The sequence below is a fragment of the Kiloniellales bacterium genome, from assembly GCA_030064845.1.
In the GTDB taxonomy this organism is placed as follows: Bacteria; Pseudomonadota; Alphaproteobacteria; order Kiloniellales; family JAKSDN01; genus JASJEC01.
Window position 1 is genome coordinate 1 of sequence record JASJEC010000090.1, and the last position, 13,539, is coordinate 13,539.

At 68.1% G+C, this 13,539-nt stretch carries 15 protein-coding genes; 9 read left to right on the top strand and 6 right to left on the bottom strand.

Annotation, left to right across the window (positions count from 1 at the left end):
* Window positions 1–198 precede the first annotated feature (198 nt).
* On the bottom strand, window positions 199–969 hold the full coding sequence (locus QNJ67_21730; protein ID MDJ0611609.1) for a DUF1223 domain-containing protein: 771 nt from the start codon (window positions 967–969) through the stop codon (window positions 199–201).
* Between the two features lie 59 nt (window positions 970–1,028).
* Window positions 1,029–1,916, bottom strand: coding sequence for a transglutaminase family protein (locus tag QNJ67_21735; GenBank protein ID MDJ0611610.1), 888 nt, complete (start codon window positions 1,914–1,916; stop codon window positions 1,029–1,031).
* 164 nt (window positions 1,917–2,080) lie between these two features.
* On the opposite strand from QNJ67_21735, the gene QNJ67_21740 reads away from it, so the two are divergent.
* The 7 genes from QNJ67_21740 to QNJ67_21770 are packed head-to-tail and all read left to right on the top strand — an operon-like array spanning window position 2,081 to window position 7,711.
* Window positions 2,081–2,680: a histidine phosphatase family protein gene (locus QNJ67_21740; GenBank protein ID MDJ0611611.1), complete on the top strand. Its 600-nt coding sequence runs from the start codon at window positions 2,081–2,083 to the stop codon at window positions 2,678–2,680.
* 35 nt (window positions 2,681–2,715) lie between these two features.
* Window positions 2,716–3,411, top strand: coding sequence for an arylesterase (locus tag QNJ67_21745; protein ID MDJ0611612.1), 696 nt, complete (start codon window positions 2,716–2,718; stop codon window positions 3,409–3,411).
* A gap of 7 nt (window positions 3,412–3,418) precedes the next feature.
* Window positions 3,419–4,546, top strand: coding sequence for an FIST C-terminal domain-containing protein (locus tag QNJ67_21750; GenBank protein ID MDJ0611613.1), 1,128 nt, complete (start codon window positions 3,419–3,421; stop codon window positions 4,544–4,546).
* Between the two features lie 55 nt (window positions 4,547–4,601).
* Window positions 4,602–5,645 (top strand): NADP(H)-dependent aldo-keto reductase, encoded by a 1,044-nt coding sequence (locus tag QNJ67_21755; GenBank protein ID MDJ0611614.1) that lies wholly within the window; start codon window positions 4,602–4,604, stop codon window positions 5,643–5,645.
* A 40-nt stretch (window positions 5,646–5,685) separates the two neighbouring features.
* Window positions 5,686–6,237, top strand: a complete 552-nt coding sequence (thpR, locus tag QNJ67_21760) for an RNA 2',3'-cyclic phosphodiesterase (GenBank protein ID MDJ0611615.1) — start codon at window positions 5,686–5,688, stop codon at window positions 6,235–6,237.
* A 20-nt stretch (window positions 6,238–6,257) separates the two neighbouring features.
* Window positions 6,258–7,115: an NAD-dependent protein deacylase gene (gene cobB / locus QNJ67_21765; GenBank protein ID MDJ0611616.1), complete on the top strand. Its 858-nt coding sequence runs from the start codon at window positions 6,258–6,260 to the stop codon at window positions 7,113–7,115.
* Window positions 7,109–7,711 (top strand): uracil-DNA glycosylase family protein, encoded by a 603-nt coding sequence (locus QNJ67_21770; GenBank protein ID MDJ0611617.1) that lies wholly within the window; start codon window positions 7,109–7,111, stop codon window positions 7,709–7,711. Before cobB ends, QNJ67_21770 begins: the two co-directional genes overlap by 7 nt.
* A gap of 15 nt (window positions 7,712–7,726) precedes the next feature.
* Here QNJ67_21770 and QNJ67_21775 read toward each other — a convergent pair whose 3' ends face one another.
* Entirely contained in the window at window positions 7,727–8,581 is an 855-nt protein-coding gene (locus QNJ67_21775; protein MDJ0611618.1) for an alpha/beta hydrolase, read from the bottom strand.
* Between the two features lie 31 nt (window positions 8,582–8,612).
* Between QNJ67_21775 and QNJ67_21780 the strand changes: the two genes are divergently transcribed.
* Window positions 8,613–8,942 carry a uracil-DNA glycosylase family protein gene (locus QNJ67_21780; protein MDJ0611619.1) on the top strand — a complete coding sequence of 110 codons (330 nt, stop codon included), beginning with the start codon at window positions 8,613–8,615 and terminating at the stop codon, window positions 8,940–8,942.
* A gap of 226 nt (window positions 8,943–9,168) precedes the next feature.
* On the opposite strand, the gene QNJ67_21785 is transcribed toward QNJ67_21780, so the two are convergent.
* Window positions 9,169–10,401, bottom strand: coding sequence for a cation:proton antiporter (locus QNJ67_21785; protein ID MDJ0611620.1), 1,233 nt, complete (start codon window positions 10,399–10,401; stop codon window positions 9,169–9,171).
* Window positions 10,402–10,610: 209 nt separating this feature from the next.
* Window positions 10,611–11,273: a transcriptional regulator gene (locus QNJ67_21790; GenBank protein ID MDJ0611621.1), complete on the bottom strand. Its 663-nt coding sequence runs from the start codon at window positions 11,271–11,273 to the stop codon at window positions 10,611–10,613.
* A 101-nt stretch (window positions 11,274–11,374) separates the two neighbouring features.
* Between QNJ67_21790 and QNJ67_21795 the strand changes: the two genes are divergently transcribed.
* Entirely contained in the window at window positions 11,375–12,967 is a 1,593-nt protein-coding gene (locus QNJ67_21795; protein MDJ0611622.1) for a Rieske 2Fe-2S domain-containing protein, read from the top strand.
* Between the two features lie 138 nt (window positions 12,968–13,105).
* On the opposite strand, the gene QNJ67_21800 is transcribed toward QNJ67_21795, so the two are convergent.
* The gene (locus tag QNJ67_21800; protein ID MDJ0611623.1) at window positions 13,106–13,519 is read right to left on the bottom strand and encodes a metallopeptidase family protein; all 414 of its coding nucleotides are present in this window, start codon (window positions 13,517–13,519) and stop codon (window positions 13,106–13,108) included.
* Window positions 13,520–13,539 lie beyond the last annotated feature (20 nt).

Sequence of the window (13,539 nt, forward strand, 5' to 3'; positions counted from 1 at the left end):
GCGGCAGCGGGCCGATTTCGCCGGATCCCTTCGGGACGGGGCGCATTTGCGCCGGGGCGGCGTCGCGGAAGGCCTTGTGGGGCCCCACCCCACGGCGCCTCCCGCTCCTAGCCCCGGCGCAAATCCGCTCCCGCCAGGAGCGCGCCGTGAATGTCAACAGGCCCTAGAACGGATTCGCCGCTCCGGAACAAGTCCGGGCTAGTTCAGGCCGAGCATGGCGGCGCCCAGAACCCGTCCCTGGACGCCTTGCTGGACGATGACGGCGCAGCCATCACGGCCCTCGGCGGCGGATGCCGCCATATCGAGCGGGATTTCCATCGCCTCGCCGTTCCACGCGCCGATGCGGGTCATGCTCCGCACCACATTGTGGTACTTGAGGGTGCGGCCGGCGTTCTCGCCGCGCGGGATCGAGGTTTCGTGCGCGCTGTCGAAGGCGGCGAGCCACACCGTGGCACCGTCGGCCGGCGCCTGCCCCGCGGGGATCACCACGCTGCCGCGCTCCCGGTCGAAACGAACCTCGACGCCCTTGCGCTGCCGCGCCGACCTTTCGATCGTGTCGAGCACGGCGCTGCGCCTGAGACCGACGACGTCGTAGCGGCCGTCGACCACCATCTGGGGCGTGTAGACGTAGCGCAGTCCGAGACGTTTCGCGTAGTCGCGCTGCCGGCGCGTCAGATCGGGGTCGGCGTAGGGATCTTTCCAGCCGATGTAGTCCCAGTAGTCGACGTGCATGGAGAGCGCGAGCACACCGGGATGCTGGGCGAGCTCGCCCAGCAGCGCGTCGGCCGGCGGGCAGGAGCTGCAGCCCTGGGAGGTGAAAAGCTCGACGACGATCGGCGCGCCCGGCGACTCGAGCGGCAGGTCCACCTCGGCGACGGCGCGGCCGGGCAGGATCGCGTCGGGGGCGACCAGAAGGGCGATCGCCACGCCGATAAGCGCCGCCAGGCACCAGTGCTTCAATCTATTCATGGTGAGGAAGCTGCCCATGCGACCGATCAATAGCGAATCACTTTCGGGTGAGAGAGGAATCAGGAGCCGGCGGTAACCTTAACCTGGACCGCCATCTCGACGAAGTCGTCGGCGGCGCCGAAATAGCTCCCCTGAAGCGGCAGCGCCTGGGCCGGATCGCGCGCCACGGCGACGCGGATCAGGTTGGCGCCGCCGACCAGGCCGTTGGTCGGGTCGAACTCGACCCAGCCGGCGCCCGGCAGATAGACCTGAACCCAGGCGTGGGTCTCGCCGGCGCCCTTCAGGGCGCGGTCCTCCGGCGCGCTGTCCAGCGTGGGGTCGTAGAGGTAGCCCGAGACGAAACGCGCCGCGAGGCCGAGCGAACGCACCGCCTCCATCATCAGCAGCGTCAGGTCGCGGCAGGTGCCCGCACCGAGATCGAGGGTCTCGACCGGAGTCTGCACGCCGACGGCGTAGCGCCGGTTGTAGGCGAAGTCCTCGTTGATCGCCCGGGTCATGCAGGCCAGCAGGGCGGCGCTCTCCACCTCGCCCGCGCCGCCGTTCACGAAGCGCCTGGCCCAGGCGTCGACCTTGCCTTCGGGGTCCGGATAGTGGCGTTCGATCGTCCGGCCGAGGTCCGGCACCTCGTCGCTCGAGTAGCTGAAGGGATAGCGCCGCGCCGAGGCTTCGACCGGAAAGTCCGGATCGGAAAGCCCGTAGTGCTCGATCTCGATCTCGCTCTGGAAACGCAAAGTCTCGGCCTTGTCTTCGAAGCTGGCGATCGCGATGGAGTTGGAGAAGACGTCGTGCATCCAGCGGACCTGGGCCGAGGGCTCGATCACCAGCGTGGCGCTGAGGAGCCGCAGGTCGTGGGAATCCCGCGGCCGGAACATCAGACGATGCTCGCCGAACCCGACCGGCTGGCGATAGCGGTAGGTCGTGACGTGGCTGACGTGCAAGCGAGTCATGGCGGGGGTGTTATCGGGGATCCGCGGTTGCCCGAAACTTAACGTAGCGAAAACCCGCAACCCGAAACAGAGGCAAGCTTGTGGTAGCAAGCGGCGTGACAGTGTCCCGTGGCGGACCTATGCTCGCGCTCCCTTCGACCGGGACACCTGAAAGCCGCCGCCCCATGATCTACCTGCTGCGCCACGGCGAGACCCATTGGAACCGCGCCGGCCGCCTTCAGGGCCAGCAGGATTCGCCGCTCACCCTGAGAGGCATCGAGCAGGCGCGGGCCAACGGCGAGCGGCTTCGCGCCCTGCTCGGCGATCCGGAGGGCTACGAGATGGTCGCCAGCCCCCTGGGCCGCGCCTGGCAGAGCGCCGCCATCATCGCCGAGGTGCTCGGCCTGGCGGACGGGGCGATCCGCCGGGAACCGCGCCTCAAGGAGATCGGCTTCGGCGCCTGGGAGGGGCTCACCGTGGCCGAGATCGAGACGCGCCACGGCGGCGAATGGGCGCGGCGGCGCCGAGACCGGTGGAACCACGTGCCGCCGGGCGGCGAGAGCTTCGCCCGGCTGGCCGCGCGGTCGGGCGCCTGGCTGGCCGAGCTGAAGCCCCAGAGCCGGGTCATCGCGGTCTGCCACGGCGGCACGAGCCGCGTGCTGCGGGGCCGCTACGCCGGCCTGCCGCCCGAGGAGACGATCGACCTGGCTGACGATCACTCGAGCTTCTGGCGGCTCACCGAAGGGGTGGTGCAGGAATTCGACGACACCTCGGCTCCGCCTTGACCCTGGCGGGCCGGATCGCAATCTAGGAAGATCCCGTGAGCGTAGACTCGCCAACGCCAACAGAGACCCGCTTGCCGTTCATGTTCCGCCGTTTCGCTCCCGCCCTTCTTCTCACCCTGGTGAGCCTCGTGGTTCTCGCCCCGCCCGCGGCGGCGGAGCAGCCGGTGAGGCTGCTGGCCTTCGGCGACAGCCTGATCCACGGCTACGGCCTGCATCAGGGCGACACCTTCCCCGAGCAACTCGAGGCGGCGCTTCGCGCGCGCGGCCACGCGGTCGAGGTCATCAACGGCGGCAACTCCGGCGACACCACGGCGGCGGGCCGGGCGCGGCTCGACTGGGCTCTGGCGGATCGTCCGGACGTCGTCCTGGTCGAACTGGGCGGCAACGACATGCTGCGCGGGATCGACCCGGTCGAGACGCGGCGCAACCTCGATCATATCCTGGGCCGCCTGAAGGCCGAGGGGCTGCCCGTGCTCTTCGCCGGCATGCGCGCGCCGACCAACATGGGTCCGGCCTATATCGAGGCCTTCGACAGCATCTTCCCGGACCTCGCCGAGAAGTACGGCGTGGCGTTCTACCCCTTCTTTCTCGATGGGGTCGCCCTGGAGCGGGACCTCAACCTGCCCGACGGCCTGCATCCCAACGCGGCCGGTGTCGCGGTCATCGTCGAACGCATCCTGCCGGCCGTCGAAACCCTGATCCGACCGCTGTTGGCGGCCCGCAACGGCTGACGGCGCCATGACGGCGGACCAGGAGACCTTCAAGGCGGCCTGCGCGACCGGCGCGGATTGGACCGGCGCCGCGCAGCGTTGCATCGAGCGGCTCTTGCCCGCGCCACCGGGCGCGAACCTGGGCTTCCTCTACGCGACCAGCGAATTGGCCGACGACCTCGGCGAGCTCGTTGCATTCCTGCGCGAGCGCAGTGGGATCGCAAACTGGGTCGGTACGGTCGGCGCTGGCGTGGCGGCCAACGGGGTCGAGCATCATCACGAACCGGCGCTCTCGGTCCTGGTCGGCCGTTTTCCCGACGAGAGCTTCCGCGTCTTCGCGCCGGTCCATGACAGCCTGGAGGAGTTCCGGCGCGACCATAAAGCCTGGGTCGAGCGGGAGGCGCCCCTGTTCGGCGTGGTGCACGGCGACCCGCGCAATCCGCACCTGGTCGAGATCCTGGAAGGTGTCGCCGCCGAGGCCTCGGCCTTCCTGGTCGGCGGCCTCTCTGCCGCCGAAGGCAGCTTCCCGCAGATCGCGGGCGCCGTCACCGAAGGCGGCCTGTCGGGCGTCCTGTTCCAGGGCGCGCTGCCGGTCGCGGTCGGCCTGTCCCAGGGCTGCACGCCGATCGGCGCGGTGCGCGAGATCACCGAGGCGGAAGGCAACGTCATCAAGCAGATCGACGGGCGCCCGGCGCTCGAGGTCTTTAAGGAGGACATCGGCGAGCTCCTGGCCCGCGACCTGCGCCGGATCGGCGGCTACATCTACGTCGCCTTCCCCATCGCCGGCACGGACACGGGCGACTACCTGGTGCGCAACCTGACCGGGATCGACCCGGAGCGCGGCTGGATCGCGGTGGGCGAGATGGTCGAAGCCGGCCGGACCCTGATGTTCTGCCGGCGCGACCACGAGGCGGCGACCCAGGACCTGCGGCGTATGCTGAACGATCTCAAGCGGCGCGGCGGCGAGCATCCCAAGGCGGCGGTCTACTATTCCTGCATCGCCCGCGGCCCGAATCTCTTCGGCTCTGATTCCGAGGAGCTCAAGATCATCCGCGAGGAACTGGGCGACCTTCCCCTGGCCGGCTTCTACGCCAACGGCGAGATCTCGAACAACCGGCTCTACGGCTATACCGGCGTCCTGGCGCTGTTTCTCTGATCTTTATGAGCCGTCCGCTCCGGGACGGCTCTCGAAAATTCCTCGAGGGGGACCAATGGAATTCCGCAGGCTCGGCCGCACCGACATGACGGTCAGCACCATTTGCCTGGGCAGCATGACCTGGGGCGAGCAGAACACGCCGGAGGAGGGCTTCGCCCAGATGGACTACGCGCTCGACCAGGGCGTCAACTTCATCGACACGGCGGAGATGTACGCGGTGCCGCCGCGGGCCGAGACCTACGGCCGCAGCGAGGAGATCATCGGCGACTGGCTGGCGGCCCGCGGCGGCCGCGACAAGCTGGTGATCGCCACCAAGGTGGTCGGCCCGAGCGCGCGCTTCGCCTACATCAGGGACGGCGAGGCCAGGCTCGACAGGGCCAACATCACGGCCGCCCTCGAAGCCTCGCTCAAGCGGCTCAAGACCGACTACGTCGACCTCTACCAGCTGCACTGGCCGGAACGGCCGATGAACGTCTTCGGCGAGCTGAGCTACAGCCATCAGCCCGAGGCGCCGGGGGCCACGCCGATCGAAGAGACCCTGGCCGCGCTGGAGGACCTGGTGGCGGCCGGTAAGGTGCGGGCGATCGGCCTGTCCAACGAGACGCCCTGGGGCGCCATGAAGTTCCTCCAGCTGGCCGAGGCCGGACAGGGCCCGCGGGTCGCCTCGATCCAGAATCCCTACAGTCTGCTCAACCGCTCCTACGAGGCGCGCCTCGCCGAGGTCTCGCTGCGCGAGGACTGCGGGCTTCTGGCCTACGCGCCCCTCGCCGCCGGCACGCTGACCGGGAAGTACCTGGACGGCCGGAAGCCGGCCGGGGCGCGCCTGACCCTGTTTCCGCAGAACACCCGCTACAGCGGCCCGCGGGCCGACGCGGCGATCGCCGCCTACGTGGCGCTGGCCCGCGATCACGGCCTCGACCCCGCGCAGATGGCCCTCGCCTATGTGCTGTCGCGGCCCTTCCTGACCTCGGCGATCATCGGCGCAACCAGTCTCGAGCAGCTGCGCAACAATCTGCCGTCGAAGGACCTCCGCCTGACGGAGAGCGTCCTTGACGAACTGGAGCAAATCCACAAAAGCTACACCTACCCCTGTCCCTGAGCGGCGTCCCGCAGCCGAGAAGAACAAGGCGGGTCTGATCATGCGCCTCTTCGTCGCCATCGCGCTTCCCGAGCCGCTCCGCGCCGACCTGGCGATGCTGGCGAACGGCCTCCCCGGCGCGCGCTGGGTCAGCGAGGACAACTTTCATCTGACCCTGCGGTTCCTCGGCGAGCTCGATGGCGCCCAGGCGGCCGACGTAGACGAGGCGCTGGCCGGCCTGCGCATGCCGGCCTTCGATCTCGAGCTGGCCGGCGTCGACCAGTTTTCGGAGGGCCGCAAGGTGCGCAGCCTCTGGGCCGGGGTGCGCAGCAATCCCGCGCTGGTCCGGCTGCACGACAAGGTCGAGCAGGCGGTGATCCGGACCGGCCTGCCGCCGGACAAGCGCAAGTTCCGGCCCCACGTGACCCTGGCGCGCTTCAAGTCCGACCCCGGCACCAAGCTGCACGACTACCTGGCGCACCACGCCCTGTTCAAGGCGCCGAGCTTCTGCGTCGAGAAGTTCTGCCTATTCTCCAGCTTTCTTTCCGGCGAGGGCGCGATCTACCAGATCGAGGCCGAGTATCCCCTGGAAGGCGGGCCGGGTCTCTCCTGACCGGGCCGTGGCGGCGCAGGGTGGGCCATGGAACACGATGCGCGCAAGTTGACCCCCGACGAGGCGTTGCTGGCCCACTATCTGGCCGGAGCGCCCTGCGCGGGCTTTGCTCGTCCGGGCGCAGGTCCTATCATCGAACGGTCATGTCTCAACCGCACCGCTCGGATCATCCGAGCATCGTCATCCTGACCGGCGCCGGAATCTCCAAGGAGTCCGGCCTCGACACCTTCCGCGACGCCGACGGCATCTGGGCCCAGGTCGACCTGGAGGACGTCGCGACACCCCAGGGCTTTGCGCGCAACCCCGGCCTGGTGCACGACTTCTACAACGCACGGCGCGCCGGCCTGCTGGACCGGACAGTGGCGCCCAATGCCGCTCACCGGGCTCTGGCCCGGCTCGAGGAAGCCTGGCCGGGCGATGTCCTGCTGGTGACCCAGAACATCGACGACCTGCACGAGCGGGCCGGCTCGCGCCGCCTCCTGCACATGCACGGCGAGATCCTGAAAGCCCGCTGCATGGCCTGCGGCAACGTCTGCCATTGGGACGAGGACATGAGCCTGTCCAGCGTGTGCCTCGCCTGCGGCGAGATCGGCCGGCTGCGCGTCCACGTCGTCTGGTTCGGCGAGATCCCCTTCGAGATGGACCGGATCGAGGAGGCGCTGCTGCGATGCGGGCTCTTCGTCTCGGTCGGCACTTCGGGCAACGTCTATCCGGCCGCGGGTTTCGTCGAGCAGGCGCGCCTGCTCGGCCGGGCCCACACCGTCGAGCTCAACCTCGAGCCCTCGGAGGGCCACAGCCTCTTCGCCGAGCGGCTCTATGGGCCCGCCACCGAGGTGGTCCCGGGCTTCGTCGAGCGTATCCTGAACGAGGGATGGTAGCGGCGGACGACCTGGACGCGCTGCTGACCCGGGTACGGGAGTGCCGGACCTGCGAGGCCCACCTGCCGCTCGGGCCGCGCCCCGTTGTCCGCGCCGCGCCGAGCGCGCGCCTGCTGATCGTCGGCCAGGCGCCGGGCACGCGGGTGCACGAGACGGGCATCCCGTGGAACGACCGCAGCGGCGAGCGTCTGCGGGACTGGCTGGGGCTCGAGCGCGACCTCTTTTACGACCAGACCCGCGTCGCGATCGTGCCCATGGGCTTCTGCTATCCGGGGCGCGATCCGCGCGGCGGCGACAACCCGCCGCGGCCGGAATGCGCGCCGCTTTGGCACGACCCGATCTTGGAGGCCCTGCCCGATCTCGGGCTGACGCTGTTGGTCGGGCTCTACGCCCAGGCGCGCTATCTCGGCGACCGCCGCAAGGGGTCGCTGACCGAGACGGTGCGGGCCTGGCGCGACTACGCCCCGGCGTTCCTCCCCCTGCCGCACCCGAGCTGGCGCAACACCGCCTGGCTCAAGAAGAATCCCTGGTTCAAGAAGGACCTGCTGCCGGATCTGCGGCAGAGGGTGCGGGCGATGGTCACGCCCGCCCACTGACGCGGACGACCCGGGTCACCCCCTGTGGTTGGCCATGAACGAGACCAGCAGTTCGCTGATCCGCTCGGGTTGGTCTTCCATGGCGAAGTGGCCGCAGCGGGGCAGCACATGAAGCACGGAGCCCGGGATAGCCGCATGCAGCCGCCGCGCCCAATCGACGACCTGCCAGGCGTCGTTCTCGCCCCAGAGGATCTGCACCGGCAGGGCCGACAGTTCCGCCAGCCGGCCGCTGATCCCGGAGGTGTGCCGGTGATCGTAGTGCGCGACCTGGTGCTGAAACAGGCTGGCCTGACCGATCGGCCCGGAGATCAGGTCGAGATAGCTCTCCAGGGGACCGGACTCGAAGGCCTCCTTCTGCTCGACGGCGCTCAGGAGCCACGCACGGAAGTGGGCTCGATGCTCGGCATCGGGCTTCTTGATCAGGGCTTCAAGCCCGGCCCTCATCTGTTCGTTGGTTCGCTTCGACGGCCAGGAGTCGAAGCTCACGGTGTCGATCAGGGTGAGGCTCTTGACCAGCTTCGGATGAAAGAGGCTAAGGCGTTGCGCGACGGCGCCGCCGATATCATGGGCCACGATGTGAGCGCGCTCCAGCGCCCAGTGGGTCATCAAGTCCTTCAGGATCGGGACCTGGCCGGAGACGGAGGTGTCGACGGCTCGGTCGGAGGGGCGTTCCGAAGCGCCAAACCCCAAGAGGTCGAACAGGTGGACCTTGTGGCCCGCCTCCACCAGTCCCGGCACGACGTTACGCCAGATGTAGGACGAGGACGGCGTGCCGTGAACCAGCACCACGGGCTCTCCGGAACCGAAGGCGGCCCAGGCGATGCGCCGCCCGGCGACGAGCACGTTTTCAGTCGCGAGGCTGGCCTGCATTTCTCAACACTCCCCGGTTTCGCGAAGCAGTTTGAGCGCGGCCTCCCGCGCCGTGCAGATCGACTCGCCGCGGCCGGAATGCGCGCCGCTGCGGCACGACCAGATCCTGGAAGCCCTGCCCAATCTCGGGCTGACGCTGCTGGTCGGGCTCTATGCCCAGGCGCGCTATCTCGGCGACCGCCGCAAGGGGTCGCTGACCGAGACGGTGCGCGCCTGGCGCGACTACGCCCCGGCGTTCCTCCCCCTGCCGCACCCGAGCTGGCGCAACACCGCCTGGCTCAAGAAGAACCCCCGGTTCGAGACTGACCTGCTGCCGGACCTGCGGCGGAAGGCGCGGGCGATGGTCAAGCCCGCCAGCTAGAGGGCAAGAAGGCAAGGGAAAAGTCCCTGCTCGGCGGATGGGACCGGGCCCGATTCGAACCGCAATTCAGACGCTCTTCACAAGCCAGTGTAAGACCGTTCGACCTTCTTACAAATGCGATCTCACAAAATGCGATCCATCGGGGCCACTCCGGAGAAAGCTGGGTTATGACCTAGAGGGGTTTCATGTGGGCGGCGGAACGGGGATGTTTGCCAGAAGTCGCGGTTCAGCGAGGGCTAGTGGGATGTTGGGCGCTGGGCGCATTGGCATCCTGTGCCGCCAACCGGGCGACGAGCGGGTTTGCACTCAGCCCATGGGCGATGACACTGAGGGCGATCGCCAAGGTCGCCGTCGTCGCGATGATACCGCCGCCGGGCAGATCCTCGCCAAGCACGATGACCGCGAAGACGATACTCGCCAAGCCGCGCGGGCCAAACCAGCCGATGAAGAGCTTCTCCCCGGACTTGAGCCCCGTTCCTGTAAGAACAAGAACCACTGGCAGCATGCGGATCACGGTGAGGCTGAGGACCGCATAGAGCAGAGTGTCCCAGGTGAAGGTGTGCGCTTGGCGGCTAATCACGGCGGCACCGAAAGCGACCCAGGTTAGCAATGACAGAGTATCGCCCAGTCCTTCGCCAGCGAGCAGTAGCGAGTGTTTGTGCTTGCGCGTCATCCAGCCGAACAGCAGGCCACCAACGAAGGATGCAATGAAGCCGCTGCCGCCAAACGTCTGTGCCGCCGCAAAACAAGAAACAGCCAGCGAGAAAACAAGCATAAGACGCCAAGTCTCGGTGAGCCAGCCTTGGGCCGAACAGATCCGAAAAAGCCAGCTGCCGAATAGGGTCAGCCCGATGCCGACAAGGGCGCCGATGCCGATTTCCTCGGCCACCAGCTCCAGCGCTAAAATGGTCGGGCTGCCTTCTTGGTGGCCGGTGCTTGCTGCCAGGGCGAGAAAGACGAAGAGCACCGGCACGCAGATGCCGTCGTTTAGGCCGCTCTCGACGTTGAGCCCCTGGCGTATGTTGGCGGGCACCCGCCTGTCCGCGACCACAGCCTTGCCTAGGGCGGCATCGGTTGGTGCCAGCAAGGTCGCGAGAACGGCGACTTCCAGCAGCGTCAAGTCGTCGAAAATCAGAACACCAGCCGCGAAGCCAAGCAGAATGGTCAAGGGCAGGCCGATGAGCAAGAGTCGCTGGGGTATGCGAATGCTGCGTTTGAGGACAGCGAGATCGGCGTTCGAAGCGTCGGTGAAGAGCACGAGAGCCAGGGTCAATTCTGCAATGGTGCGAATGCCTTCCGCGTCGATCCTGAGGTTGAGGAATCCGAGTCCGAGTGGGCCAAAGGCGAGGCCGAAGGCGGCAAAGACGAACGCACCGTTGATCGGTGTGCGTTCCAGTCGGCCTGCAACGATGCTGTAGAGAAAGACAAACGCGGCCAGAATGAAGATGTTCTGATACATCATGTCTCCTCAGGTGAACCGCGCCGACTTGTAGCCCTATGAAAAGCGTCCGGCTTTCCACGCTTATCTATCGGACAGCCGCCGAGTCGGAGTATGCCAAGGGGGCCAGTTTGCAACAAATTGTTGCATTGAGACCAATGAGCGACAGATGGCGGCGTCGGCACACAGGGGGGAACGAGAGCCGAAGCTAGCCGCGGCGGTGATTGCTTTCATCCGGTCTGGGTGACCCGGTAGGCGCAGCGCCTGGCGCCGGCCAGGATATGGTCCGTGCGCTCGATACAGACGTCGGGGCCAAGGACGGCGCGGAAGACCGCCATCTCGGCGGCGCAGAGTCCCGTGCATGCCGCCGCCGCGCGGCAGATCGGGCAGTGGTTCTCGACCAGGAGGTAGCGGCCCGGGCCGAGCTTCTCGACCTCGGCCATGTAGCCCTCCTCGGTGCGGATCTCGGCCAGCGCGGCCAGCCGCTTGGGCAGGGAGGCCTGCTTGCCGATCCGCGCGCGGTAGGCCTCGGTCTGGGTCCGGCTGCGCTGCTCGAGGATCTTCTCCAGGCCCGCCGGGCCGAAGGCCGCCTTCATGTCTTCCACCAGGCCGAGGGTGAGCTCGGCATAGCCGTCGGGGAAGAAGCGCTCGGCCGCCGGCGTCAGGCGCCACAGCTTGGCCGGTCGTCCGAGCGGGCGCGGCGCCTCGTCGTAGCCGACCAGGCCCTCGGCCTGCATGGCATAGAGGTGCTGACGCACCGCCATGGCGGAAATGCCGAGCGGCTGCGATAATTGTTCCGCGTCCTGGGCCCCGCCGCGCTTCAGGAGATCGAGAACGGCCTCGCGGGTGCGCGTCTTGGCGGGGGAGCGGGGGTCGGCGGTCGCTGCGGGCATGGGAGATTTCTAAAGATTTTCCTTGAAAAACACAAGCGGCACGCCCTAGGCTTGGATTTGTAAAGAAGAGGGTTTCGAAACCCGGGAACCGGAGGCGCACGATGAAACCGCGGAGCGAGGGCGATTGGGTCAAGGTCGCGTCGCTGGGCGAGGTCCGGCGGTCGGGACGCAAGGTCATCAAGCTCGGCGCCAAGCAGATCGCCCTGTTCCATGGCGAGAAGGGCCTCTACGCCTGCAACAACCGCTGTCCCCACGAGGGCTACCCACTGATGGAGGGCTCGCTCGCCGAGGGCTGCGTCCTGACCTGCAACTGGCACAATTGGAAGTTCGACCTGGAGAGCGGCGAGACCCTGGTCGGCGGCGACAAGCTGCGCCGCTATCCCGTCGCCCTCGAGGGCGACGAGGTCTGGCTCGACGTGGCCGACCCGCCGGCCGACGAGCAGGCGGCGGCGGCGCTGGAGAACCTGCGCGATTCCTTCCGCCAGCACGAGTACGACCGCATGGGCCGGGAGATCTCCCGCCTGCAGAAGAGCGGCGCCGATCCGCTCGACGCGGTGCGCGCGGCGATCGTCTGGACCCACGACCGCATGGAGTTCGGCATGACCCATGCCCACGCCGCCGCGCCCGACTGGCTGACCCTGCGCGCCGCGCGCCGCAACGGCGACGAGGCGCTGCGTTTGGTGCCGTTGATGGAGATCGTCGGCCACCTCGCCTGGGACAGCCTGCGCGAGCCGGCCTACCCCTTCCCGGCGGGCGCGGCCTCCTTCGATCCGGTCCGCCTGGTGGCCGCGATCGAGGCGGAGGACGAGCCGGCGGCGGCGGCCCAGGTGCGCGGCGCCCTGGCCGAAGGCCTCGGCTTCGCCGAGCTCGAGGCGCCGCTCGCCGAGGCGGCTCTGGCGCACTACGCCGACTTTGGCCACTCGGCGATCTACGTCCTGAAAACAGGCCAGCTGATCGAACACCTGGGTCCCGAGGTCGCCGAGCCGCTCCTGCTCGCGCTGGTGCGGTCGCTGGTCTACGCCTCGCGCGAGGACCTGATTCCCGAGTTCCGCGACTATCGCCTGGCCGTCGAGGCCTGGGACGGCGAGGGTTCCGAGCCGGCGCGAGCAGAGGACTTCCGCCAGCTCGGCGTCCGGCAGGCGCTTCGGCGCACCCTCGAGTCCTCGGGCGACATTCCCGGCCTCTACGACGCCTTGCTCGATGCCAGCGCCTGGCAGATGCTGCATTTCGATCTGCCGCGGCAGGGCCGGACCGACATCCCGGTCTCGCAGAACGTCGGCTGGTTGGACTTCACCCACATGCTGACCTTCGGCAACGCGGCGCGGACCCTGTGCCAACGCCATCCGAAGCTCTGGCCTCAGGCCTTGCTGCAGATGGCCTGTTTCCTCGGCCGCAATGCCGGGCACGTCGACGCGGATCTCCCGGTCGGCGAATGGCGGGTGCCCGATGCGGAGCGCTTCTTTCGGAAAACCTTCGAGGCCGTGCTCGACCACAGCCAGTTCGAGTACATCGTCTCTTCGCACCTGATCAAGGTTGCCACGGCGGTGCGGGACGAGGTCGCGGCCGCGCCCCAGGCTCCCTGGGCGCCGACGATCCTGGCGGCGACCAACCGCTTCCTCCATTCGCCGCTGAAGCGCAAGCACACGCTGAGGACCGCGCGCCAGGCGCTCTCCTTCGTCGCAGCGGAGGGGTGAGCGTAGGGCAAAGGGGGTCCCCAACTCCTTCGGGTCATGGCCGGACTTGATCCGGCCATCCAGGGGCCAACGCCCGTTCCTTCCGGTGATACTGGATGCCCGGGTCAAGCCCGGGCATGACAGAAAAGGAAACGGATCTTACGCCGAGGCCTCGATCCGCTCCATATCGTCGTCGGACAGGCCGAAGTGGTGGCCGATCTCGTGGATCAGCACGTGGCGCACGAGATGCTCCAGGTCCTCGCCCTCGGCGCACCAGTAGTCGAGCAGGGGACGCCGGTAGAGAAAGATCATGTCCGGCGCATTTGGCGCGTCGAGCACGCTCTTGCTGGCGAGATCGACGCCCCGGTAGAGGCCGAGCAGGTCGAAGGGCGATTCCAGGTCGAGGTCCTCCAGGGTCTCGTCGTCGGGAAACTCCTCGACCTGGATGACGATATCCCGGGTGAAGCGCCGCAGCTCGCTTGGGATCCGGGCATAGGCCTCGCGCGCCACCGCCTCGAGGTCGGCCAGGCTGGGCGGCGTGCGGAAGCGCTCGATGTCGTGCTTCTGGGCCATGACTCCCTACTTGAGAGCGC

Bases quoted from the DNA above. Each gene is read 5' to 3' on its own strand.
- QNJ67_21730 (MDJ0611609.1), bottom strand. From the start codon at position 969: ATGAATAGATTGAAGCACTGGTGCCTGGCGGCGCTTATCGGCGTGGCG.
- QNJ67_21735 (MDJ0611610.1), bottom strand. From the start codon at position 1,916: ATGACTCGCTTGCACGTCAGCCACGTCACGACCTACCGCTATCGCCAG.
- QNJ67_21740 (MDJ0611611.1), top strand. From the start codon at position 2,081: ATGATCTACCTGCTGCGCCACGGCGAGACCCATTGGAACCGCGCCGGC.
- QNJ67_21750 (MDJ0611613.1), top strand. From the start codon at position 3,419: ATGACGGCGGACCAGGAGACCTTCAAGGCGGCCTGCGCGACCGGCGCG.
- QNJ67_21755 (MDJ0611614.1), top strand. From the start codon at position 4,602: ATGGAATTCCGCAGGCTCGGCCGCACCGACATGACGGTCAGCACCATT.
- thpR (MDJ0611615.1), top strand. From the start codon at position 5,686: ATGCGCCTCTTCGTCGCCATCGCGCTTCCCGAGCCGCTCCGCGCCGAC.
- QNJ67_21770 (MDJ0611617.1), top strand. From the start codon at position 7,109: ATGGTAGCGGCGGACGACCTGGACGCGCTGCTGACCCGGGTACGGGAG.
- QNJ67_21775 (MDJ0611618.1), bottom strand. From the start codon at position 8,581: ATGCAGGCCAGCCTCGCGACTGAAAACGTGCTCGTCGCCGGGCGGCGC.
- QNJ67_21785 (MDJ0611620.1), bottom strand. From the start codon at position 10,401: ATGTATCAGAACATCTTCATTCTGGCCGCGTTTGTCTTTCTCTACAGC.
- QNJ67_21790 (MDJ0611621.1), bottom strand. From the start codon at position 11,273: ATGCCCGCAGCGACCGCCGACCCCCGCTCCCCCGCCAAGACGCGCACC.
- QNJ67_21795 (MDJ0611622.1), top strand. From the start codon at position 11,375: ATGAAACCGCGGAGCGAGGGCGATTGGGTCAAGGTCGCGTCGCTGGGC.
- QNJ67_21800 (MDJ0611623.1), bottom strand. From the start codon at position 13,519: ATGGCCCAGAAGCACGACATCGAGCGCTTCCGCACGCCGCCCAGCCTG.